This window comes from Streptomyces sp. NPDC058459 (assembly GCF_042721685.1).
In the GTDB taxonomy this organism is placed as follows: domain Bacteria; phylum Actinomycetota; class Actinomycetes; order Streptomycetales; family Streptomycetaceae; genus Streptomyces.
On record NZ_JBHXLV010000002.1, the window covers coordinates 17170 to 40253 of the forward strand.

The 23084-nt window shown below is 71.9% G+C and carries 20 protein-coding genes; 7 read left to right on the forward strand and 13 right to left on the reverse strand.

Features of this window, described 5'->3' with window-relative positions:
• Positions 1 to 154 precede the first annotated feature (154 nt).
• From ACFWN1_RS00690 to ACFWN1_RS00705, 4 genes are all read right to left on the reverse strand, one after another.
• A complete protein-coding gene (locus ACFWN1_RS00690) occupies positions 155 to 739 on the reverse strand; it encodes a recombinase family protein (RefSeq protein WP_384356644.1) in 585 nt (194 codons plus the stop codon).
• A gap of 247 nt (positions 740 to 986) precedes the next feature.
• Positions 987 to 1538 carry a hypothetical protein gene (locus ACFWN1_RS00695; protein WP_384356647.1) on the reverse strand — a complete coding sequence of 184 codons (552 nt, stop codon included), beginning with the start codon at positions 1536 to 1538 and terminating at the stop codon, positions 987 to 989.
• Positions 1539 to 1918: 380 nt separating this feature from the next.
• Positions 1919 to 3526: a recombinase family protein gene (locus ACFWN1_RS00700; RefSeq protein ID WP_384356650.1), complete on the reverse strand. Its 1608-nt coding sequence runs from the start codon at positions 3524 to 3526 to the stop codon at positions 1919 to 1921.
• Positions 3527 to 3687: 161 nt separating this feature from the next.
• A complete protein-coding gene (locus tag ACFWN1_RS00705) occupies positions 3688 to 4893 on the reverse strand; it encodes a sensor histidine kinase (RefSeq protein ID WP_384356653.1) in 1206 nt (401 codons plus the stop codon).
• 117 nt (positions 4894 to 5010) lie between these two features.
• Here ACFWN1_RS00705 and ACFWN1_RS00710 point away from each other — a divergent pair, with 117 nt between their 5' ends.
• Positions 5011 to 6009 carry an SAM-dependent methyltransferase gene (locus ACFWN1_RS00710; RefSeq protein ID WP_384356656.1) on the forward strand — a complete coding sequence of 333 codons (999 nt, stop codon included), beginning with the start codon at positions 5011 to 5013 and terminating at the stop codon, positions 6007 to 6009.
• Positions 6010 to 6049: 40 nt separating this feature from the next.
• Here ACFWN1_RS00710 and ACFWN1_RS00715 read toward each other — a convergent pair whose 3' ends face one another.
• The 3 genes from ACFWN1_RS00715 to ACFWN1_RS00725 form a co-directional block, all read right to left on the reverse strand.
• A complete protein-coding gene (locus ACFWN1_RS00715; RefSeq protein WP_384356659.1) occupies positions 6050 to 7198 on the reverse strand; it encodes an NADH-quinone oxidoreductase subunit D in 1149 nt (382 codons plus the stop codon).
• A gap of 35 nt (positions 7199 to 7233) precedes the next feature.
• Entirely contained in the window at positions 7234 to 8514 is a 1281-nt protein-coding gene (locus ACFWN1_RS00720) for a hypothetical protein (RefSeq protein ID WP_384356662.1), read from the reverse strand.
• 94 nt (positions 8515 to 8608) lie between these two features.
• On the reverse strand, positions 8609 to 9745 hold the full coding sequence (locus ACFWN1_RS00725; RefSeq protein WP_384356665.1) for an alpha/beta hydrolase: 1137 nt from the start codon (positions 9743 to 9745) through the stop codon (positions 8609 to 8611).
• Positions 9746 to 9942: 197 nt separating this feature from the next.
• On the opposite strand from ACFWN1_RS00725, the gene ACFWN1_RS00730 reads away from it, so the two are divergent.
• The 6 genes from ACFWN1_RS00730 to ACFWN1_RS00755 all read left to right on the forward strand — a co-directional run bounded on the left by ACFWN1_RS00730 (position 9943) and on the right by ACFWN1_RS00755 (position 15120).
• Positions 9943 to 11781 carry a phosphatidylglycerol lysyltransferase domain-containing protein gene (locus tag ACFWN1_RS00730; RefSeq protein WP_384356668.1) on the forward strand — a complete coding sequence of 613 codons (1839 nt, stop codon included), beginning with the start codon at positions 9943 to 9945 and terminating at the stop codon, positions 11779 to 11781.
• A 138-nt stretch (positions 11782 to 11919) separates the two neighbouring features.
• Positions 11920 to 12822, forward strand: a complete 903-nt coding sequence (gene folP / locus ACFWN1_RS00735; protein WP_384356671.1) for a dihydropteroate synthase — start codon at positions 11920 to 11922, stop codon at positions 12820 to 12822.
• Positions 12819 to 13358, forward strand: coding sequence for a nuclear transport factor 2 family protein (locus ACFWN1_RS00740; RefSeq protein WP_384356674.1), 540 nt, complete (start codon positions 12819 to 12821; stop codon positions 13356 to 13358). Before folP ends, ACFWN1_RS00740 begins: the two co-directional genes overlap by 4 nt.
• A 238-nt stretch (positions 13359 to 13596) precedes the next feature.
• Complete coding sequence (folB, locus tag ACFWN1_RS00745; protein WP_384356677.1) at positions 13597 to 13956, forward strand: dihydroneopterin aldolase; 360 nt, start codon at positions 13597 to 13599, stop codon at positions 13954 to 13956.
• Entirely contained in the window at positions 13953 to 14564 is a 612-nt protein-coding gene (gene folK / locus ACFWN1_RS00750) for a 2-amino-4-hydroxy-6-hydroxymethyldihydropteridine diphosphokinase (protein WP_384356680.1), read from the forward strand. The genes folB and folK overlap by 4 nt, the downstream gene beginning before the upstream one ends.
• 58 nt (positions 14565 to 14622) lie before the next feature.
• Positions 14623 to 15120, forward strand: a complete 498-nt coding sequence (locus ACFWN1_RS00755) for a DUF3180 domain-containing protein (RefSeq protein ID WP_384356683.1) — start codon at positions 14623 to 14625, stop codon at positions 15118 to 15120.
• 37 nt (positions 15121 to 15157) lie between these two features.
• Here ACFWN1_RS00755 and folE read toward each other — a convergent pair whose 3' ends face one another.
• From folE to dacB, 6 genes are all read right to left on the reverse strand, one after another.
• On the reverse strand, positions 15158 to 15763 hold the full coding sequence (folE, locus tag ACFWN1_RS00760; RefSeq protein WP_384356686.1) for a GTP cyclohydrolase I FolE: 606 nt from the start codon (positions 15761 to 15763) through the stop codon (positions 15158 to 15160).
• 110 nt (positions 15764 to 15873) lie between these two features.
• A complete protein-coding gene (gene ftsH, locus ACFWN1_RS00765; protein ID WP_384356689.1) occupies positions 15874 to 17913 on the reverse strand; it encodes an ATP-dependent zinc metalloprotease FtsH in 2040 nt (679 codons plus the stop codon).
• 194 nt (positions 17914 to 18107) lie between these two features.
• A complete protein-coding gene (gene hpt, locus ACFWN1_RS00770; RefSeq protein ID WP_384356692.1) occupies positions 18108 to 18668 on the reverse strand; it encodes a hypoxanthine phosphoribosyltransferase in 561 nt (186 codons plus the stop codon).
• 85 nt (positions 18669 to 18753) lie between these two features.
• Entirely contained in the window at positions 18754 to 19854 is a 1101-nt protein-coding gene (gene tilS / locus ACFWN1_RS00775; protein WP_384356695.1) for a tRNA lysidine(34) synthetase TilS, read from the reverse strand.
• A gap of 248 nt (positions 19855 to 20102) precedes the next feature.
• The gene (locus tag ACFWN1_RS00780) at positions 20103 to 21209 is read right to left on the reverse strand and encodes a zinc-dependent metalloprotease (RefSeq protein WP_384356850.1); all 1107 of its coding nucleotides are present in this window, start codon (positions 21207 to 21209) and stop codon (positions 20103 to 20105) included.
• Between the two features lie 257 nt (positions 21210 to 21466).
• A complete protein-coding gene (gene dacB, locus ACFWN1_RS00785) occupies positions 21467 to 23077 on the reverse strand; it encodes a D-alanyl-D-alanine carboxypeptidase/D-alanyl-D-alanine-endopeptidase (protein ID WP_384356698.1) in 1611 nt (536 codons plus the stop codon).
• Positions 23078 to 23084 lie beyond the last annotated feature (7 nt).

Here is a 23084-nt window from a genome sequence, read left to right on the forward strand (position 1 = left end):
GGGAAAAGGCCGCACACTCAGGGCACGCGTTCCGAGCTTGAGCCGGGATCGCCGGGGCGGTAGTCCGTCGAACTTTCAGCGCGCCCACCCCAGGGGTCGTACACGACAAAGCCGCCCACCCCAGCGGGGCAGACGGCCTGTTGTGCCGAGTCGGTTACGCGTCGTCGCTCAGTGCCCGGTACAGCGTCGCGCGGGACACCTTGAGAGCCTTGGCAATGGCCGTGACGCTCTCCCCGGCAGCCTTGCGAGCACGGGCCGCAGCGAGCTTGTCAGCGTCCATCACAGCGGGTCGGCCACCGGTACGCCCCTGCGCCTTGGCAGCGTCCAGACCCGCCCGCGTGCGCTCCACGATCATGTCCCGCTCCAGCTCAGCGAACGCCACCATCATCGTGAAGAAGAACTTCCCCTCACCCTTGGGGGAGTAGCTACCGGCCAGCGTGCCCGTCAGGATGCGCAGGCTGATCCCCCGAGAGTGCAGATCCTCAGCGATGGTCAGCACGTCTTTCGTGGAGCGCCCCAACCGGTCCAGCTTCCACACGCACAGAGTGTCGCCCTCCCGCATGTAGTCGAGAGCGGCTATCAGGCCCGCGCGGTCCGCGTTCTTGCCGGACGCCTTGTCCTCGAAGATCCGGGAGCACCCGGCGTCGCTCAGCGCGTCCGCCTGGAGCTGTGCATCCTGCGCGTTGGTGCTGACTCGCTTGTAGCCGATGAGGGTTCCGGTGTTCGTGTTCGTCGTCATGCAGGAATCGTCTCAGAACTCGTCTCACAACACCAGAGATTGCGGGCATGTTTTGAGACGGGTTTTGAGGCACACTTTCCCGCCCCGGGACCGGTCGGCGGGGTCGTCTCATAAACCATCGTTTGATGGACACCCCGCCAACCGTCACGCACAGCAACTCCCCGCACAAAAGCCCCGATCAGCCATGCGCGAGTTTCCCCTCCCAGACGCGCAGACGAGAACCGCCCGGGGGGTACCCGCCTGGGGGTCACCCTGGCAGCGACACGCCCCGCCAACCCTCATAACCCGACAGCTTCCGACGTGCACCAAAACGCTTGTCCATGGCAGTGAACAAGGCACGCTTACCCGTCACCGTTCCCAACGAACGAGCCAACACCGGCTCCGCCGACGCGAACGCCTCCCACACGGCAGAGGTGCGCACGTGTGTGCCGTACGGCGCAGCCCCCAGGTTCCGCACCCACGAAGCGGGATCATTCAGCGGAGCCCGGAAGGCGTCGAACTGCGATGCCAGCGAAAGGAGTTGAGTGGACCGCGCATCCGATGCCGACTCGATCTCATTCGCCACCGCGCGCAGATCCCGCATCACGGTCACAGGTACGTTCACGGGAGCCGGGAGGGCGTCCAGCTCCAGAGTCGGGGCGTCCGCTCGTTCCGTGTGCCAGGCTTGATCGTCGCCGTCCATGGAATGCATTGCGGCGAACCGGTGATCTCGCATGGCGTCACCCAGCGATTTGCGGCGCTCTTCAGTGTTCTCGCCTGCGTCGAACACGTCCGCCAGGCCGCGCAGCCACTCACCCATCCCGCGACGGATCAGCGGCCAGTCTCGCCACTCGCCGCCCGGCGTCGTCCATTGCGCCCCCGACCACACGAAGGGTGTCGGCGCGCTCGCCCTGTCCGCGTACCGGGAGGCGGTTTCCAGCGCGCTACGAGCCGCAGTGTCAGCTATGTACTTACTCACTCAAACCTCTTACACGAGACATTCAAGGCAGATCACCCCCGCTGTCTTGCCCACCCAAGTGACCCAAGGTGACTCGACAGGTACCCAGAAGGGGGCTCAAGAGACTATCAAACGGGCAGTTCAAGCCGTGATTAGGTGAAGAGAGAGGAACAAAAACAACACCGCTGTAGAGAGAGCCGGAAGCGCGCGCAACATCGTCATTCACCACCGCACCACCGCAGTTACGCGCCTGATGAAGCAGGTTCCGCCCACTCGATCGTGACGCGTGAGTCACCGTCGAACTTGGTTCCCCGGCGAGGGGCCTTGCGAATGATCACGCGATCGATGGCAAGGCGCAGCAGGTCACGGCGCAAGGGCAAGTCGGCAGCCTCCCACGCCTCTACAAGAATCTCCCGCTCGACGCTCAGGAACGGCAGGCTCAGTGGACCGTCGCCGACATACCTGTCCACGTCCTTCCGGGCCAGTTCCACCGCGTCACTCGCGTCTCGCAGCATCGGTGCGAAGTAGCGAGCGGCGGCACCGTCGTACACGCCCTTCTGGCGGTCCCCCAAGAGGCGCTGCAAGCCCCTCTCGGCCACGCGCAGAGCCGTACGGGCCGCCTGCTCCTCTTCCGTCTCCTCCGGCCGCACACGGGCCGTCCAGCGCTCCGAGACGACATGCAGGATCGGATCATCGGGCTCGGCAGCCGTCAGGCGGGCAAGCCAGCACTGGAACACGTACTCCTCAAGCTGCGGCCCCCGGGCCGACGCTCGCGCCTCGCAGTCCCGGCCGCCCAACACACCCCCGCACGCGTACGACCGTCCTTGGAACGGGGCCGAGAGCCCACAGCCGGCACACCGGGCCAGTCCGGTAAGGAGATGTTTCGCACGGGTGTCTCGCTTTTCGGGGGCCGGTACGGGAGCCGTCTCCGCAAGCCGGGTCAAGGTGCTCAGCGCCTTACGTTGTTCCGCCTCCGTGACCAATCCGACAGGCGCGCCGTCGCATCCTAGAAGTGCGACGCGCCGCCCCCGCTCGTTCCGGTAGACAGTCGGTCGGGACCCGATCTGCACCATCTGCCAGCCGACGTAGGCCGGGTGCCTCAGCATCCGGGCAATGGACGGATAGCGCCATCCCTTGCCACCAGGGCCGGGCACTCCCGACTCATCGAGCCAGCGCGCCAGATCACGGGTGGACGCACCCTCATGAGCCACGCGCCGGAACATCTCGCGCACCACGTCAGAACGCGACGGCATGCCCTTCGCGGCAGGGGTCACGTCCTCCGAAAGGCGCCGGTCACGCGAGACAGACAGCCCCCACGGCGGACGCCCCGCAACCCAGAGCCCACGGTCCCGCTGTTCCGCCTTGGTGTCGCTCACCCGGCGGGAAAGGATCTCGGAATACTCCCGCGCCTCTTCCGCCCGGTTGATGATCCAGCGACGGTCACGGGATTCGTTGGAGTCCAGCCCGTCCATGTCGAAGATGACGCGCGCCTTGCCGATCACCTTCAGCAGGTCCTCGGCTCCCTTGCGGCTGAACCTGTCGATCGCGTATGCCCAAAGCGCCGGAACCTCCCCCGCCGCAAGCGCCTGCAACGCCCGGTCGAAGTCCGTGCGCTTCACGTCCTTGTACGCGCTTTGCAGGTCCTTCCAGACCTTGCGGACCGCGTACCCGTTGCGGTGCGCCCAGCGGTGCCCCTGCTCCGTCTGCGCGTCGGTGCTCTGCCCCCGGCGGTAGTCGTCCTCGCGCAGTCTCCGGGACTTGCGCGTGTACAGGTCAATGGGCTGGGCCTCGACCTCCCCGCACACGTCACAGGCGAACGGTCCCCCGGCTATGTCCCCGCTCTGTTCCATGACCCGCTTACTCCCCTGATTCATAACAGCGCAGGTCACAGCCTATGTGTATGTGTCCCGCGCTCCTCGACGAGCATCACGCGGATCGCCATCGGGTCCTCTTCCGTGTCTTTCTTGCGGGTCTGTCGTCCGGTGTGCGCGGGGCGCGTCCGTGACAGGTGTCAGTGCGCCGGTTTCAGCGGGAGCAGCGCGCTGATGCGGAAGCCTCCGCCTGGGCGGGGCCCGGCGTCCAGGGTGCCGCCGACCATGCCGATCCGCTCCCGCATGCCGATCAGGCCGTGTCCCTGGCCGTCCGCGCCGCCCTCCTCGTACAGCTCGTGCGGGGCGCCCTTGCCGTCGTCCTCGACCAGCAGGCCGAGCCCGTCGTCGAAGTACACCAGCCGCACGCTCGCGCCCGCCTCGGGCCCGCCGTGCTTGCGGGTGTTGGTGAGCGCCTCCTGCACGATCCGGTACGCGGTCAGCTCCACGCCGCTGGGCAGCGGGCGCGGGGTGCCCTCGACCTTGAAGTCCACGGGCAGCCCGGAGTCCCGGCACTGCTCGATCAGGTCGTCGATCTGCTCCACGTCGGGCTGCGGGACGTACTCCCCGCCCTCCTGGTGCTCGCCGGTGCGCAGCACGCCCAGCAGGCGGCGCATCTCGGCCAGCGCCTGGCGGCCGGTGGAGGAGATAGTCTCCAGGGCCTGGCGGGCCTGGTCGGGGGCGGCGTCCAGGACGTAGGCGGCGCCGTCGGCCTGCACCACCATCACCGAGACGTTGTGCGCGACCACGTCGTGCAGTTCGCGGGCGATGCGGGCGCGCTCGGCGGCGACGGCGACCTTCGCCTGCGCCTCCCGCTCCTTCTCAAGGCGGGCGGCGCGCTCCTCCAGCTGGGCGAAGTAGGCGCGGCGGGTGCGCATGGAGTCGCCGAGCACCCAGGCCAGCGCGAACGGCACCGTCTGGAACACCGCGAGCGCGAGCTGCCCGAGCCCGCTCACCTGCTCGTTCGGCCAGCGCAGCTGCGCCAGCGAGGCCGCGACCAGGCTGGCGGCGAGCGCCAGCCGGGAGGCCCACAGGGCGCCGGTCGCGGCGACCGTGCAGACGATCACCAGCATGGTGAAGTCGGCGACGAGCGGCTCCACGTCCAGGATGAGCTGCGCCAGCCCGGTGACCAGCACCGCGACCAGCATCTGCTCCGGCAGCCGGCGGCGCAGGGCCAGGATCACGCACAGCACCGCGGACATCGTCCAGGACGCGGCGAGGGAGCCGTGGTGGTGCGGGGTGCCGTCCACGTTCACCACGCTCACGCCGGAGATCCCCAGCAGGACGACGGCCCAGAAGCAGTCGACCCCCGTGGGGTGGCGGCGGATGAAGTCATAGAGGCGCTGCACGTAATCAGCCTAGGGAAAGCCGCTGTGCGCACGGGTCAGCCGAGGGGGCGATCCATGCCCGGCACACGTACGCCGCAAGGTGGATGTCCCGGTCCTCCGTACGCCTAGGCTGAACCGGTGCGGAAGCGGGCGGAGCAGGGGTGGCGGGACGCCACCGAGCGGGCGCTGTACGGGCCCGGCGGCTTCTACCGGCGTCCCGAGGGCCCTGCCGGACACTTCCGTACCTCCGTGCACGCCTCGCCGCTGTTCGCCGCCGCCGTGGCCCGGCTGCTGTGCCGGGTGGACGGGGCGCTGGGGCGGCCCGCGGTGCTGGACTTCGTCGATCTGGGCGCGGGACGCGGGGAGTTGGCCCAGGGGGTGCTGGCCGCGCTGCCCGGGGAGGTGGCGGCGCGCACGCGGGCGTACGCCGTGGAGATCGCGGACCGTCCCGAGGGCCTGGACCGGCGGATCGAGTGGCGGGCCGAGGTGCCGGGGGCGGTCACCGGGCTGCTGTTCGCCAACGAGTGGCTGGACAACGTGCCCGTGGACGTCGCCGAGACGGACCGCGCGGGGGTGCCCCGGCTGGTGCTGGTCGCGCCGGACGGCACCGAGCGGCTCGGTGAGCCGGTGGCGGGCGCGGAGGCGGAGTGGCTGGCCAGGTGGTGGCCCGTGCGCGGGGAGGAGGGGCTGCGGGCGGAGATCGGGCTGCCGAGGGACCGGGCCTGGGCAGGCGCCGTCGGCCGGGTGGAGCGGGGGCTCGCGGTGGCGGTGGACTACGCGCACACGCTCGGCACCCGCCCGCCCTTCGGCACGCTCACCGGGTTCCGGGACGGCCGGGAGACGGCTCCGGTGCCCGACGGGACGTGCGACATCACCGCGCATGTCGCGCTGGACGCCTGCGCGGCGGCCGGAAGCGCCCACGGCACCCCGCGCCTGCTCACCCAGCGCGAGGCCCTGCGCGCGCTGGACGTCACCGGCGCACGCCCCCCGCTCACGCTCGCCACCACCGACCCCGCCGCCTACGTACGCGCCCTCGCGAGCGCCGGAGCCGCCGCCGAACTGACCGCACCGGGCGGCCTCGGCGACTTCGGCTGGCTCCTCCAGCCGGCCGGCCTGCCCGAGCCACCACTGCGGTGACCACTCGGCGCCACTCGCCGCTACTCGTCGCTACTCGTCGCTACTTGTCGATGTCGCCGACCACGAAGAACAGCGACCCCAGGATCGCCACCATGTCCGGCACCAGCGTCCCCGGCAGCAGCTCGCCCAGCACCTGGATGTTGTTGTAGGACGCCGACCGCAGCTTCAGCCGGTACGGGGTCTTCTCGCCCTTGCTGACCAGGTAGTAGCCGTTGATGCCGAGCGGGTTCTCGGTCCAGGCGTAGGTGTGCCCCTCGGGCGCCTTCAGCACCTTGGGCAGCCGCTGGTTGACCGGGCCGGGCGGCAGCTCCGCGAGCCGGTCCAGACAGGCGTCCGCGAGGTCGAGCGCGTTGTGGGTCTGCGCCAGCAGCACCTCGAAGCGGGCCAGGCAGTCGCCCTCGGTCCGGGTGACGACCTTCAGGGTGTCCTGGAGGTCCCCGTAGGCGAGGTACGGCTCGTCGCGGCGCAGGTCGAAGTCGACGCCGGAGGCGCGCGCGACGGGCCCGCTCACGCCGTACGCGTGCACGGCCCGCGGGGTGAGCGCCCCCACGCCCCGTGTGCGCCCCCGGAAGATCTCGTTGCCGAGGACCAGGTCGTCGAAGACGTCCATGCGGGAGCGGACGGCGACGACGGCGTCCCGCGCGCGCCCGGTCCAGCCGTCGGTGAGATCCTCCTTGAGGCCGCCGACCCGGTTGAACATGTAGTGCATACGGCCGCCGGAGACCTCCTCCATCACGGTCTGGAGCACCTCGCGCTCCCGGAACGCGTAGAAGACGGGGGTGATCCCGCCCAATTCCAGCGGGTAGGAGCCGAGGAACATCAGGTGGTTGAGCACCCGGTTCAGCTCGGCGAGCAGGGTGCGGGTCCACACCGCGCGCTCGGGCACCTCCATGCCGAGCATCCGCTCGACGGCGATGACCACGCCCAGTTCGTTGGAGAACGCCGACAGCCAGTCGTGCCGGTTGGCCAGCATGATGATCTGCCGGTAGTCACGGGCCTCGAACAGCTTCTCCGCGCCCCGGTGCATATAGCCGATCACCGGCTCGGCGCGCTGGATGCGCTCGCCGTCCAGCACCAGCCGCAGCCGCAGCACGCCGTGCGTGGAGGGGTGCTGGGGGCCGATGTTGAGCACCATGTCGGTGCTCTCGGCGGCACCGCCGATCCCGACCGTGGTCTCCGTGGCAGTCATGCGTCCCAGTCTCCCCTACGCCCGGGGAGCCAGGGTCAGGAAGCCGCGCTGCGCAGCCCCTCCAGGTCGATGTGCTCGGTCTCGTCGTGGGCGGTGAGGTCGATGACCTGGCCCACGTCGTACGCTCCGGCGGGCTTGTAGGCGGACTCGGCGTCCGACTCGTGCGGCGCGAGGGCCTCCTGCCCGACCACGTTGGCCAGATCCTCGTTGCGCACCTCCGTCGCCGCCGAGCCGTCCTTCTGCGTACCGAAGAAGTCGAACCCGCCCTCGACCTGCGGACGCCGCGCGGGCGCGGCCGGTACCACGGCGACGGCGGTCGGCACGGCGAAGTGCCCGGCGGACCGGGCGGGCACGACGGCCGTACCGGTGGTGTGCGCCCGCGCCTCCTCCGGAGCCGGCTCGTCCGGGGTGGTGTGCGCCTCGGTCACTTCGCCTTCGGGGTCCACGGGTCCCAGGCCCTCGGCGCCCGCCCGGGGCCCCTCGGCGGGCTCGGTGAACTCGCCGGCCCCGGTGCCCTCACCGTCCGAATCCCCTTTGGCAGCGGCCTCGGCCTCGGTCTCCGCCGGTCCGGCCGCCGCGCTCTCGTCGGTCTCAGGGGTCCCAGGGGTCTCAGGGGTCTCGTCGGAATGCGCGGTCTCAGGGGTGACCGGCGTCTCAGGGGTCACCGGGGTCTCCGGCTCCTCGCCCTCCGGCTGCCCGGCCGTCAGCTCCAGGCGCGCCAGGGCGGTCGCGGCCCTCAGGAACAGCTCCGCGCGCGCGGCCGGCCCGGGGGAGACGGGCTCCGCCGCCGGAGCCTCGACGGTCTGCTCCACAGCGGCCGCGCCCTCGGCGGACGGCAGGGCGAGGGCGCCGGATTCCGGGGCCGCCTCGATCTCCAGCAGCCGCCGCCCCTCAAGGGCGGTGGCGCGCTCGGTCTCCGCGGTGGCGTACCGGCGCAGCAGGGCGGCGTGTTCGCCCCGCAGCCCGGCCAGTTCGGCGCGCTTGGCCCGCAGGCGCCGCTCCAGCCCGGCCCGCAGCTCGCGCGACTCCTCCAGGTCGGTCTCCAGTTCGGCGACCCGTTCGTCGTACCGCCATTCGTCGCTGACCCGCGCGCGGGTCAGCTCGGCGACCTGCTTGCCCGCCTGTGCGTCCCACTGGCGCATCACGACCGCGCCGCCGATCGCCGTGAGCGCGGCGACGGCCGCCAGGGCGCGCACCACCCCGAGGGAGGAGAACACCCACGGGGCCAGCGCGCAGACGACGGCGACACCGGCGATCACGGAGGGAGGCAACAGCCGGTGCAGAGGCGGGGAATGGCGGTGGCGTCCACGTGGCATGGCCAGAAACTTACCGCGCGTAGGCGTCTTATGGGTCCCCGAGGCGCAAAAACCCTGCCATGCCAAGGGTTCACGGGGGTTCAGGGCCGCGTGCTCAGCGGTCGGTCAGGCGGCCGCTGAGCCACTGGAGGGCGGTCGGGATCTCGCGTCGCCAGGTGTTGAAGTTGTGGCCGCCGCTGTCGAGGATGATGGAGGAGATCCTGGTCCGGCCGGTGGCGCGTACCTGTGTCACGAACCTCAGGGTGTCGGCGTAGTTGTGTTCGCCGATCTTGCTGCTGGTGACGAGCAGGGAGGTGTCGGGCGCGGGCTCGTGCGCGAGGAGCCACCACAGATCGGCGTGATCGCGCAGGCTCCGGTCGCCGTGGAAGAGATCGCCGGTGGTGGGGTCGACGGGTGCCTTGTAGTACGCCGACAGGCCCGCGCCGGCCGTGTACACACCGGGGTGGCGCATGGCGAGCTTCAGGGCGCAGTAGCCGCCGGTGGAGTCGCCGATGATGCCCCAGCTACCCGGGCGGGCGCCGGCCCGGTAGTGCGCGAGGACGGCCTCGGGGAGGTCCTCGGCGAAGAAGGTCTCGGTCTGGGGGCCTCCGGGCACGTCCGCGCACTCGGTGTCGCGCGGGGGCGCCACGGTGGGCCGCATCATCACCAGGATCATCGGCCGCATCCGCCCGTCCTCGGCCAGGTCCCGCGCGGTGGCCGGGTACTTCAGCTTGCTGACGAGGGCCTGCGCGGTACCGGGGTAGCCGGTCAGCACCACCGAGACCGGGAACGTACGGCTGCGGAACCGGGGCTGGAAGTACTCCGGCGGCAGATAGACGTAGGCCGGGGTGGCGATACGGGAGACACGGCCGACGATGTCGACCTTCTGGACCTGACCGACCTTCGAGGCACGCGAACCGGCCCCGCCCGGCACGGCGTTGGTGCTCAGCACCTGGAGCGGGCCGCGCGGGCCGCCCGGTCCGGTGGTGGCCGAGTGGTCGACGAGGACGCCCTGGCCGCTCTCCCGGCCGAGGAGGTCGTCCCAGCCCGCGTAGAAACCGAAGGTCTGGTTGGCGGCCACCCCCAGGGAGCAGATGAGCGCCAGCTGAGTGGCGAGCAGCAGGCCCACCCGGCCGCCGAGCGCGCGCCAGCTCCGCCGGGCCAGGCGGGGCCACAGCCACAGCGTGACCCCGAACAGCATCACGGCGACCGCCACCGCCACCGCCAGAGTTGAGTTGCTCGTGAGACCCATGACTGTCCCTGCCTGCGCTTTCCGCCCGAGTTTCCGTACAGCCGCACGGACTTGCCCCAGGCTTTCCTCGACCTTTGACCCGACTTTCCGGAGCGGGAGGAACCTCTCTCCCCAAGACACCGTCCTAGAGGGCGCAATGTCACCGGATGCCCGATCGGCACCGGGTTTCAAGGTCTCTCGCAGAGCTACGGGATGCGATGTCTGTCAGGATAGATGCGGAATTGTCAGGCGGGGTTCCGCGGCGTCAGAACCGGGCGCGGCGCATACTGCGCGGCCCGCGTCCCGAGGTCGTCCCCACCCTGATCGGCCGGGCCTGTGCCCTCGTCGGCCTGCTCGACATCGCCGCGGGGGTCTTCCCGCGCTTCCGTCACAGCCGTATGCACGCCCTGGCCGAGGCGCTGCCCGGCTCCTTCGGGCCGTTCGCGGCGGCGCTCTCGCTCAGCGCGGGCGTGCTGCTGCTACTGCTCGCGCACGGGCTCAAGCGCCGCAAGCGCCGCGCCTGGCGGGCCGCCGTCGCCCTGCTGCCGGCCGGCGCGGTCGCCGAGTTCGTGTACCGGCACTCACTGCTGGGCGTGCTCATCTCGGTCGCGCTCCTGGTGCCGCTGCTGCGCCACCGCGCCGAGTTCGGCGCGCTGCCCGACCCGCGCAGCCGCTGGCGGGCCCTTGCCAACTTCATCCTCATGAGCGCCGGTTCCCTCGTCCTCGGACTGGTCATCGTCAGCGTCCACCCCGACCGGACCGTCGGCGACCCGAGCCTGGCCGACCGGCTGACCCATGTCGTCTACGGCCTGTTCGGCTTCGAGGGCCCGGTCGACTACCGGGGCAGCACCTCCTGGACGGTCGCCTTCTCCCTCGGCGCCCTCGGCTGGCTCACCGCCGTCACCACCAGCTACCTCGCCTTCCGCCCCGAACACCCCGCCGCCCGCCTCACCGAGGAGGACGAGGCGCGCCTCAGGGACCTGCTGGACCGGCACGGCCGCCGCGACTCCCTCGGCCACTTCGCGCTGCGCCGGGACAAGGCCGTCGTCTTCTCCCCCAGCGGCAAGGCCGCCGTCACCTACCGCGTGGTCTCCGGCGTGATGCTGGCCAGCGGTGACCCCATCGGGGACGTGGAGGCGTGGCCCGGCGCCATCGAGCGCTTCATGGACGAGGCCAAGGCCCACTCCTGGACCCCCGCCGTCATGGGCTGCTCGGAGACGGGCGGCGAGGTGTGGACCCGGGAGACCGGTCTCGACGCCCTGGAGCTGGGCGACGAGGCGGTGGTCGACGTGCCGGATTTCTCGCTCGCCGGACGCGCGATGCGCAATGTGCGCCAGATGGTCAAGCGCATCGAGCGGGCCGGCTACGAGACCCGGGTACGGCGCGTCCGTGACCTCTCCGGCGCCGAGCTGGAACGTGTGCGGCGGGCCGCCGAGGACTGGCGCGGCACCGACAGCGAACGCGGCTTCTCCATGGCGCTCGGCCGCATCGGCGACACCGCCGACGGCGACTGCCTGATCGCCACCGCCCACAAGCAGGACGAGATCCCCGGCCCCTACGGCGACCTGAAGGCGGTCCTGCACTTCGTGCCCTGGGGCCCCGACGGCGCCTCGCTCGACCTGATGCGCCGTGACCGGCTGGCCGACCCCGGCATGAACGAACTCCTCATCGTCGCCGCCCTCCAGGCCGCGCCGAAGTTCGGCATCACCCGGATCTCCCTCAACTTCGCCATGTTCCGCTCCGCCCTCGCGCGCGGCGAGAAGATCGGCGCCGGGCCGGTGCTGCGGGCCTGGCGGGGGCTGCTGGTGTTCCTCTCCCGCTGGTTCCAGATCGAGTCGCTGTACAAGTTCAACGCCAAGTTCCAGCCCCGCTGGGAACCCCGCTTCGTGGTCTACCGCGCCTCCGCCGACCTGCCCCGCATCGGCTTCGCCGCCATGCAGGCGGAGGGATTCGTCGACCTCGCGCTGCCGCTGCCGCGCTTCCTGCGCCGCCGGCGCAACGCCGCCGCCCGGCCCTGCGCGCACGGCTCCCACGAGCCGGGCGTGGGGGCCGCCTGACCCGGCCGGACCAATCCCGCGCGAGCCGCGCGGACCGGCCTCCAGGCCCCGGACCGCCTCGCCGAGGCAGTCCGGAAGGGGCCTGTCCGTCCGGACCCGGGCACTTTCGGCGAGCACCTCGGGGCCTACGCTGAACGTATGAAGAACCTCAGCGGGCGCGGCGAAGTGGCGGGTCTCCCGGCGTGGGACCGCTGCGCGGTCATGGGCGTCGTGAACGTCACCCCCGACTCCTTCTCGGACGGCGGCCGCTGGTTCGACACCACGTCGGCCGTCAAGCACGGACTCGACCTCGCGGCCGAGGGCGCCGATCTGGTCGATGTCGGCGGCGAGTCCACCCGGCCCGGCGCCTCCCGTGTGGAGGAGGCCGAGGAACTGCGCCGCGTGATCCCCGTCGTGCGCGGCCTCGCGGCCGAGGGCGTCACCGTCTCCGTGGACACCATGCGTGCCCGCGTCGCCGAAGGGGCCCTCGCGGCGGGCGCCGTCCTGGTCAACGACGTCAGCGGCGGCCTCGCCGACCCCGGGATGCTGCCCGTGGTCGCCGCCACCGGCGCCCCCTTCGTGGTGATGCACTGGCGCGGCCTCCTGGAGGGCGGCAACGTCCACGGGGTCTACGAGGATGTCGTCACCGAGGTCTGCGACGAACTCCACGCGCGCGTGGAGGCCGTTCTCGCGGCGGGCGTCGCCCCGGACCGCGTCGTCGTCGACCCCGGCCTCGGCTTCTCCAAGGAGGCGGAGCACGACCTCGCCCTCCTCGCCCACCTCGACCGGCTGCGCACGCTGGGCCACCCCCTTCTGGTCGCCGCCTCCCGCAAACGCTTCCTCGGCCACGTCCTCGCCGGCCCGGACGGGGGCGCCCCGCCCGCCCGCGAACGCGACGCCGCCACCGCCGCCGTCTCCGCCCTGGCCGCCGGGGCCGGCGCCTGGGCCGTCCGCGTCCACGAGGTCCGCGCCACGGCGGACGCGGTACGCGTGGCCCGCGCGATAGAGGGCGCACGCGCTGACACCCGGGCGGCTCAGTCCCTCACCGGGGACGCCCGGTGAGCGCCGCGGACGTCGATGTCGAAGAGGTGTCGTCCGCCAACACCACCTACTACGAGGCGATGGAGCGCGGCGACTTCGAAGAGGTGGCGGGACTCTGGCTGGCCCCCGCCGACCTGGGCGTGGACGAGGAGTTCCACGACCCCGCCGACACCGGCGTCGTCTCCTGCGTCCACCCCGGCTGGCCGGTGCTCACCGGGCGCGGCGAGGTCCTCAGGTCGTACGCGCTGATCATGGCCAACACCGACTACATCCAGTTCTTCCTCACCGACGTGCATGTCTCCGTCACCGGGAACACGGCGCTGGTGAGCTGCACCGAGAACATCCTCAGCGGCGGGCCCGCGCCCGAGGAGGGCGAGGAGCTGGGGCCGCTGGTCGGGCAGCTCGTCGTCGCGACCAACGTGTTCCGGCGCACCCCGGAGGGCTGGAAGCTGTGGTCCCACCACGCCTCCCCGGTCCTCGCCACGGCCGACGACGACGACGAGGACGACGAGGGCCAGGACCCCGGAGTCGGCCCCGACGACGGCACGCTCGCCTGACCGGGACCTGGCTGGAATCACCCCGGCCGGGACAAGTGCGGCTGCCGGTCGACGGCACCACCGGTTCCCCCGGGAAACCACCTCGGCGCGCACCGGGTGAACGCTCCCGGTACCGGCGCCGGGCCACGCCCCCGTGGCCCGGCGATGTCAGTGCGCGCGGGTAGATTCGTCCCGAGCCGGTGTGCCGCCCGAGCGCGGCGGCGACCGGCCGTTCCCGACGACTGCAGGAGTGATTCGCGTGGATCGTGTCGCGCTGCGGGGCCTGAAGGCCCGCGGGCACCACGGGGTGTTCCCCAAGGAACGCGAGGAGGGCCAGACCTTCATCGTGGATCTCGTCCTGGGCCTGGACACCCGCCCCGCCGCGGCGGACGACGACCTCACGAAGACCGTGCACTACGGCGTCGTGGCCGAGGAGACCGCCGCCGTGGTCGAGGGCGAGCCGGTCAACCTCATCGAGACCCTCGCCGAGCGGATCGCCCAGACCTGCCTGAAGCACGACGGGGTCCAGGAGGTCGAGGTGTGCGTCCACAAGCCGGACGCCCCGATCACCGTCCCCTTCGACGACGTGACCGTCACCATCCTCCGGAGCCGAGCATGACCCGCCCCTTCACCAAGGGTCACAGTGACCCGACCGTCCAGCCGGTACCCGCGTCCGTGGTCCAGCAGGTCGACGACGCCGACTCCACCCTGCACAACCCCCAGCGGGCCGTGCTCTCCCTCGGCTCCAACCTCGGCAACCGCCTGGAGACCCTCCAGGGCGCCGTGGACGCGCTGGAGGACACACCGGGCGTCCGCGTCAAGGCCGTCTCCCCGGTGTACGAGACGGAGCCGTGGGGCGTCGACCCCGGCAGCCAGCCCTCGTACCTGAACGCGGTCGTGGTCCTGAAGACCACCCTGCCCCCGTCCTCCCTGCTGGAGCGGGCGCAGGCCGTCGAGGAGGCGTTCCACCGGGTCCGCGACGAGCGGTGGGGCCCGCGCACCCTGGACGTCGACATCGTGTCCTATGCCGGACTCACCTCCGAGGACCCCCGGCTCACCCTCCCCCACCCGCGCGCCCACCAGCGGGCCTTCGTCCTCGCCCCCTGGCACGACGTGGACCCCGCCGCCGAGCTGCCCGGCCAGGGCGCGGTGGCCCAGCTGCTGTCGGCCGTCACCAGCGAGGGAGTCGCGCCCCGCGCGGATCTGGAACTCCGACTGCCCGAGTAGTCGTTAAGGTCGACACGACCACGGCCCGCACGGGTCCGGGGGGAGCTGAAGGGACACCGTGAAACAGCTGCGCATCAGGGTGCTGGCAGGCGTGTTCGTCGTCGCCGCGATCCTGTCCTGGTCGGGCGCCCGCCTGTGGAACTCGTTCGGGACACTGCCCGGAGTCCCGGTGGCCGCGCCCATCGTGCTCGCCCTGATCGCCGTGATCCTGTTCGCCACGGCGATCTCCCTGCGCGCCCGCTTCAAGGCCCAGCGCGAGCGCCGCCCCGACGCCAAGGGCGTCGACCCGATGATGGCCGCCCGCGCGGTCGTCTTCGGCCACGCCAGCGCCCTGGTCGCCGCCCTGGTCAGCGGCGTCTACGGCGGCACGGGCATCCTCCTGCTGGAACTCCTCGACATCCCCGCCCGCCGCGACCAGGCCCTCTACGCCGGCTTCTCCGTCCTGGCCGGCTTCGCCGTCATAGCGGCCGCCCTCCTCCTCGAACGCGTCTGCCGCCTCCCCGAGGACGACGACACCCCACCGACGGGACCCACAGGCACAGAACCGGCGGCCTGAGGGCCGCCGGCCCGGGGCGGAGTGCGGAGAGGGCGCGTCAGCGCGCCATGATGAGGCTCATCGCCTCGTTGCGGGTAGTGGCGTCCCGCAGTTGACCGCGCACCGCCGAGGTGATCGTCTTCGCGCCGGGCTTGCGGATACCGCGCATGGACATGCACATGTGCTCGCACTCGACCACGACGATCACACCGCGCGGCTCGAGTATCTCCATCAGCGAGTCGGCGATCTGCGTGGTCATCCGCTCCTGCACCTGCGGACGGCGCGCGTACACGTCCACCAGCCGGGCCAGCTTCGACAGACCCGTGATCTTCCCCGTGACCGCGGGGATGTAGCCCACGTGCGCCACGCCCCGGAACGGGACCAGATGGTGCTCACAGGTGCTGTACACCTCGATGTCCTTCACCAGGACCATCTCGTCGTGACCGAGGTCGAACGTGGTCGTCAGCACGTCCTCCGGGCGCTGCCGCAGCCCGGAGAAGATCTCCCGGTAGGCCCGTGCCACCCGGGCCGGGGTCTCCAGGAGTCCCTCGCGGTCGGGGTCTTCGCCGACTGCTATGAGGAGCTCTCGGACGGCGTTCTCGGCGCGTTTCTCGTCGAACTCACCGAGGGTGCCGTCTCCGGCCGGCATCACGGGGTCGGTCATCTGGTGCCTCGTTCCTGTACGTCAGCGCGCGGGCATGGTGAAATGCCGCGCCCCCCAGGCTAGAACCCGGGGGGCGCGGCAGACATTCCGGCCAGGTGGCCGAGGGGGCGTCAGCTCTCGGAGCGGTCCTCGGGGGACGGCTCCGGGACCGGGCCGTGCTCGGCCGCGGTGGACTTGACCGTGCTGATCGCGGGCGTGGCGCCGTTCGCACCGTTGGTCAGTGCCAGCTCCTTGGGGGAGAGCACCGGCGGGCGGGTGGACGGCGTACGGCGCGAGGAGCCGGTCCAGGCCGGACGCGGGGGGCGCTTGTGGATCGACGCGAAGACCTCGGCGATCTCCTCCTTGCCCAGCGTCTCCTTCTCCAGGAGGGCCAGGACCAGGTTGTCGAGCACGTCCCGGTTCTCGACCAGGATCTCCCACGCCTCGTTGTGCGCGGTCTCGATGAGCTTCTTGACCTCTTCGTCGACCAGCCCGGCGACCTCTTCCGAGTAGTCGCGCTGGTGGCCCATCTCACGGCCGAGGAAGGGCTCGCTGTTGTCGCCGCCGAACTTGATGGCGCCGAGCCGCTCGGTCATGCCGTACTGGGTGACCATCGCGCGGGCCACGTTGGTGGCCTTCTCGATGTCGTTGGCGGCGCCGGTGGTCGGGTCGTGGAAGACCAGTTCCTCGGCGGCGCGTCCGCCCAGCATGTAGGCGAGCTGGTCGAGCATCTCGTTGCGCGTGGTCGAGTACTTGTCCTCGTCCGGGAGCACCATCGTGTAGCCCAGGGCACGGCCCCGGGACAGGATGGTGATCTTGTGGACGGGGTCGGAGTTCGGCGAGGCCGCCGCGACCAGGGCGTGTCCGCCCTCGTGGTACGCGGTGATCTTCTTCTCCTTGTCCGACATGATCCGGGTCCGCTTCTGCGGGCCCGCGACCACACGGTCGATCGCCTCGTCCAGCGCCATGTTGTCGATCAGCTTCTGGTCACCGCGCGCGGTGAGCAGCGCCGCCTCGTTGAGCACGTTGGCCAGGTCGGCGCCGGTCATGCCGGGGGTCCGGCGGGCGACGGCGGCCAGGTCGACGTCGGGCGCGACCGGCTTGCCCTTCTGGTGGACCTTGAGGATCTCCAGGCGGCCCTGGAGATCCGGCGGGTCGACCGCGATCTGCCGGTCGAAACGACCGGGACGCAGCAGGGCGGGGTCGAGGATGTCGGGCCGGTTCGTGGCGGCGATCAGGATGACGCCGCCCTTCACGTCGAAGCCGTCCATCTCGACCAGCAGCTGGTTCAGCGTCTGCTCGCGCTCGTCGTGACCGCCGCCGAGCCCGGCACCACGGTGCCGGCCGACCGCGTCGATCTCGTCGACGAAGACGATCGCCGGGGCGTTCGCCTTGGCCTGCTCGAACAGGTCGCGGACCCGGGAGGCACCGACACCGACGAACATCTCGACGAAGTCGGAACCGGAGATCGAGTAGAAGGGCACCCCGGCCTCGCCCGCGACGGCGCGTGCGAGCAGGGTCTTGCCGGTACCCGGGCGGCCGTACAGCAGCACACCCTTGGGGATCTTGGCGCCGACGGCCTGGAACTTGGCCGGCTCCTGGAGGAACTCCTTGATCTCGTGGAGCTCCTCGACGGCCTCGTCACAGCCGGCGACGTCGGAGAAGGTGGTCTTCGGCGTGTCCTTGGTGATGAGCTTCGCCTTGGACTTGCCGAAGTTCATGACCCGCGAACCACCGCCCTGCATCTGGTTCATCAGGAACAGGAACACGACCACGATCAGGACGAAGGGCAGCAGGGTGAGCAGCACGCCGACGAACGGGCTCTGCTTCGAGGGAGAGACGGTGTATCCCTCGGTGATCTGCTTGTCCTGGAACTTGGTCTGCAGGGTCTGGGCGAGTGCCACACCCTGGTCGCCGATGTAGCTCGCCTGGATCTTCGAGCTGTCCTTGACCTTGACGCCGTCCTTGAGCGTGACCTTGATGGTCTGCTCGTCACCAGTGGTGAGCTTGGCCGACTTGATCTTGTTGTCGTTGATCGCCGCCACGACCTGGCCGGTGTCCACCGTCTTGTAGCCGCCGGAATTGCCGACGACCTGCATCAACACGACCACGGCAAGGACGGCCAGCACGATCCACATGACCGGCCCACGGAAGTATCGCTTCACGTCCATCCACACGGAGCGGTGACGCCCCGTCCCTCCTGCCACAGTGAGTTTGATAAGACAGTTCTTCTGACGGTACCCCAGCCCCGACGTCCGCGGCCGCACTCGGCGGTCCGGACGGACCACGGCCCGTCTTCCAATGCTCCAACGTCATGGAAGCCGCAGGGGTTCCCGATCTTCCCCGGTGATGCGGACCGCTCGGGTCAGCCGCCGTAGACGTGGGGCGCGAGCGTACCGACGAACGGGAGGTTCCGGTACTTCTCGGCGTAGTCGAGGCCGTAGCCGACCACGAACTCGTTCGGGATGTCGAAGCCGATCCACTCCACGTCGATGGAGACCTTGGCGGCGTCCGGCTTGCGCAGCAGCGTGCACACCTTCAGGGAGGCGGGTTCGCGCGAGCCGAGGTTGTTGATCAGCCAGGACAGGGTCAGCCCGGAGTCGATGATGTCCTCGACGATCAGGACGTCCCGGCCCTTGATGTCGGTGTCGAGATCCTTGAGGATGCGGACGACACCGGAGGACTGGGTGCCCGCGCCGTAGGAGGACACGGCCATCCAGTCCATCGTGACGGGGGTGGACAGCGCCCGCGCCAGGTCCGCCATGACCATGACGGCGCCCTTGAGGACCCCGACGATCAGCAGATCCTTGTCCGCGTACTCCGCGTCGATCTTCGCGGCCAGCTCGGCCAGCTTCGCGTCGATCTCTTCCTTGGTGATGAGCACCCGCTGGAGGTCGGCACCCATGTCTTTCGCGTCCACCCGCATCACTTTCGTCGTCCCGCGCTTATGGCCGCGGCGGCGGCCACCGGCAGGCCCGGCCCTTCGGAGCCGGGCTCCGGGGGTCGGGATTTCAGCCTTGCCGAATCACCAGTCTGCCACCCTGCCGCCGGGCGACGACCTTGCCCGGCAGATTGATGGCTCCCTGGCCGCGCCAGCCGGTGATCAGGCGGTCCAGCTCCTCGATGTGGCGGGCGAAGAGGGAACCGGCCGGGGCGCCGGCCTCGATGGCGGCCCGGCGCAGCACCCGGCGGCGGACGGCCGGGGGCAGCGCGTAGAGCTTGGCGCACTCCAGCTCGCCCTCCGCGTCGCGTACGGAGGACTCGGCCTGGCCCGCCCAGGCGTCCAGCGCGTCGGCGTCGTCGCGGGAGAGCTGGGCGGTGCGGGCCAGCGCCTCGACCACGCCCTTGCCGAGCGCCTTCTCCAGCGCGGGCAGGCCCTCGTGTCGCAGCCGGGAGCGGGTGTAGGCCGGGTCGGTGTTGTGCGGGTCGTCCCAGACGTGCAGGGACTGGACCAGGCATGCCTTGCGGGCGGTCTGCCGGTCCAGCTGGAGGAACGGGCGCCGGTAACGGCCGTCGGCCCCCGAGACCGCGGCCATGCCGGACAGGGAGCGGATGCCGGAGCCGCGCGCCAGCCCGAGCAGGACGGTCTCCGCCTGGTCGTCGCGGGTGTGGCCGAGCAGGACGGCCGCGGCGCCGTGCCGCTCGGCGGCGGCGTCCAGGGCGGCGTACCGGGCGTCCCGGGCGGCCGCCTCGGGGCCGCCCTCGCGGCCCACGGTGACGGCGACGGACTCGACGGGTGCGAGGCCGAGTGCGCGCAGTCTAAGGGCCACCTCGTCGGCGCGCAGGGCGGAGCCGGGCTGGAGGCCGTGGTCGACGGTGACACCGCCGGCGCGCAGGCCGAGGCGGGGGGCCTCGAAGGCCAGGGCGGAGGCGAGCGCCATGGAGTCGGCGCCGCCGGAGCAGGCGACGAGCACGAGCGGGGCGGTGGCGGGGGCAGAGCCCCGGTGGCGCTGCGCGGTGCCAGGCACGCCGGTTCGGTGGGCGACGGCCACGGCGCCGTGGCCGGTGGTGTGCCCAGTGGTGCCGTGCTCGGCGGCCTGGCCGGTGGCGATGTCGTGGAGGACGCGGCGGACCGCCAGGCGTATCGCCGCGACCGCGGGATGGGGACCCATGTCCGGTTCCCTTCATGAAGTTTCGGGGGACGAGCCCGAAGTCCGGTCACTCAGAGTGCGTCGATGGTGACAGAAGCGGGCCATTCCCCGAGCATTGCACGCCTACGCATGGCTGACGGTCCCTCGGACGGGTGATTGGAGGGGCGTTTTCCTGCCGTGTGTGCCCGCCGTGCCCGCCGTGCCCGCCGTGCCCCCCGCCGCCGCGCTGCCGCCTGCCCGCCGTGCCCCTGCCGCCTGCCGGCCCGCTGTCAGGACTCGGTCGTGCGGTGCACGCGCGCTACCCAGCCGGCCGGGTCGGAGATCTCGGCCTTGGTGGGCAGGGTGTTGGGCGAGGTCCAGACGCGGTTGAACCCGTCCATGCCGGCCTCGCCGACAACAGCGCGGACGAAGCGCTCGCCGTCGCGGTACTGGCGCAGCTTGGCGTCGAGCCCGAGGAGCTTGCGCAGCGCCAGGTCGAGCCGGGAGGCGCCCTTGGCGCGGCGCTGCTGGAACTTCTCGCGGATCTCGGCGACGCTCGGCACGACCTCGGGGCCGACGCCGTCCATGACGAAGTCGGCGTGCCCCTCCAGCAGGGACATGACGGCGGTGAGGCGGCCGAGGATCTCCCGCTGGGCCGGCGTCTGCACCAGCTCCACCAGCGAGCGTCCGCCGTCCTCCTGCTCGCCCTCGGGGCGCCCCCCGGCGAGCGACTGGGCGGCGTCCCGGATGCGTTCGAGGAACGTCATCGGGTCGACGTCGGTCTCCGCGAGGAACGCCTGGATCTCGCCCTCCAGGTGGTCGCGGAGCCAGGGCACGGCGGTGAACTGGGTGCGGTGGGTCTCCTCGTGCAGGCACACCCAGAGCCGGAAGTCATGGGGGTCGACGTCGAGTTCGCGCTCGACGTGGACGATGTTCGGCGCGACGAGCAGCAGCCGGCCGCCTCCCCCGGGCGCGGTACCGGCGGGCAGGTCGGGCGCGGCGGGGGCGAAGGTCTCGTACTGGCCGAGGACGCGGGAGGACAGGAACGACAGCAGCATGCCGAGTTCGACGCCGGTCACCTTGCCGCCGACGGCGCCCATGACGGCGTTGCCCGCGCCGGGGCCGCGCCGCTCCTGCATCTTGTCGAGCAGGGGCCTGAGCAGTTCACGGAACCCGGCGACGTTGGCCCGCACCCAGCCGGGCCGGTCGACGACCAGTACGGGGGTGTCGTGGACGTCCTCGGTCCCCATCCGGGTGAAGGCGCGGACGTGTTCCTCGGAGGTCTTGGCGTGCCGGCGCAGCTCCGCGACGACCGCTCGGGCCTCTTCCCGGGTGATCTCCGGCCCCGGCCGCACGAGCCGCGTCGCGGTCGCCACCGCGAGGTTCCAGTCGACCATCCCCTGAGAAGCGGTGCCACCGAAGCTCGTCATGCGTCAACGGTACGTGAGCCCCCGCGCTCCGGGCAGTCCACGGGCCGGACCAGGCGGCGCACCGACGGCGGCCGGGGGCCCGCCGGGGGGCGGGCGCCGGTGTCCTCGCGACGAACCCGCGCCGGCACCGCACGGCGTGGCCCCCCGGTACGCCAGGCCCCTGGCGGGGCGTCCCGCGCGGGGCCGCGTCCCGGCCGGACGGGGTCCGCGCCGGCCGCCGGAGGCTACCCGCAGCCGCAGCCGGCCAGGGTGGTCGCCGTGCGGTCCAGGGCCGACTGGGCGGACTGGGGGTCGGTGGTGCCCGAGGCCAGGAAGGCGAAGGACAGGAGGCGGCCGTCCTTGGTGACGACCGTGCCGGCCAGGGAGTTGACGCCGGTCAGGGTGCCGGTCTTGGCGCGGACGACACCGGCCGCGCCACCGTCGGCGTAGCGCTCGGCGAGGGTGCCGGTGAACCCGCCGACGGGCAGGCCGGTGAGGACCGGGCGCAGGCCGGGCCGGGCGGGGTCGGCGGCGGTGGCGAGCAGGGCGGTCAGGAGGTCGGCGGTGAGCCGGTCGTCCCGGTCCAGGCCGCTGCCGTCGTGGAAGGAGGCGCCGCGCATCGGCAGCCGGAGCCTGGCCAGCCGGGCGGCGATGGCCCTGGCGCCGCCCGCGAAGCTGCCGGGCTGCCCGGAGGCGAGGGCGGTCTGGCGGGCCAGCCCCTCGGCGATGTCGTTGTCGCTGTTGGTGAGCATCCGCTCGACCACGTCGGACAGCGGGGGCGAGAAGACGGTGGCGAGGGTCGCCGCGCGGCCGGTGGCCTTGGAGGGGCCGGGCGGGGTGGTGGTGACGCCCGCCTCCTTCAGGAGCGCGGCGAAGGTGCGGGCGGCCTCGGCCGCCGGGTCGGCGACCCGGGCCACGGGCCCGCTGCCGGAGCCGTCGGTGCGGCCCTCGTCGGCGGTGAGGGCGGTGACCTGGGCGAGGTTGTCGTTGACGCCGATGGGGTGCTCGGAGGGGCCGGAGTAGAGCGTGGTGTCGTAGGAGAGCGTGACCTTCTCGACGCCGCGCTTCTTCAGCGCGGTGGCGGTGTCCGCGGCCAGGGTGCGCAGGCTCGCCCAGCCGCCGCCGGCCTTGTGCGCGGTGAGGGTGGGGTCGCCGCCGCCGACCAGGACGAGTTCGCCGGTGTCGGGTTCGAGCGCGGTGCGGGTGGTGAGCCGGTGCTCGGGGCCGAGCGCGGACAGCGCGGCCACGGCGGTGGCGATCTTGGTGGTGGAGGCGGGGGTGAACGCCTGGCCGGAGCGGGCGCCGTACAGCCGGGTGCCGGTGGCCACGTCCACGACGGCCGCGGCCTGGCCGGTGCCGAGGGCGGGGTCGGCCAGCAAGGGGTCCAGGACGCCCGCGATGCCGCGCGGGGCGACCTGCCGGGAGTCGGCGGGCTCCGCGACGCCACCGAGCCCGCGCAGCACGGGCGGGGCGCTCGGCACGGCGCCGGCGTCGTCCGCCTCGGCGCCGCCGCCATCGTGATCTGCGCCACGTGCGAGCGTGAGGGCGACCGCGCGGTCCCGCTCCGCCGTACGCTGGCCCGCGCCGTCGAACGGGCCGGCCACGGCCGCGGCGCCGACGGCGAGTGCCAGTCCGGCGGTGGCCGCCGAGGCGGTGTAGGGCCAGGTCCTCGGGGGTCTGGGGCCGGGTCGGCCGGGTCCGGGCCGCATGGTGTGCGTCAACCGCGTGAGACGCGGTTTCACGACGGACGCCGCGTGCGCCAGACTCGGTCGCAGGGCGTCCGTGAACCGCTTCAGCCGCGGTCCAACGGACCGCAGAGGTCCCAGCTCCGGCACGACCACCAGCCCCTTTCGCATCCACACA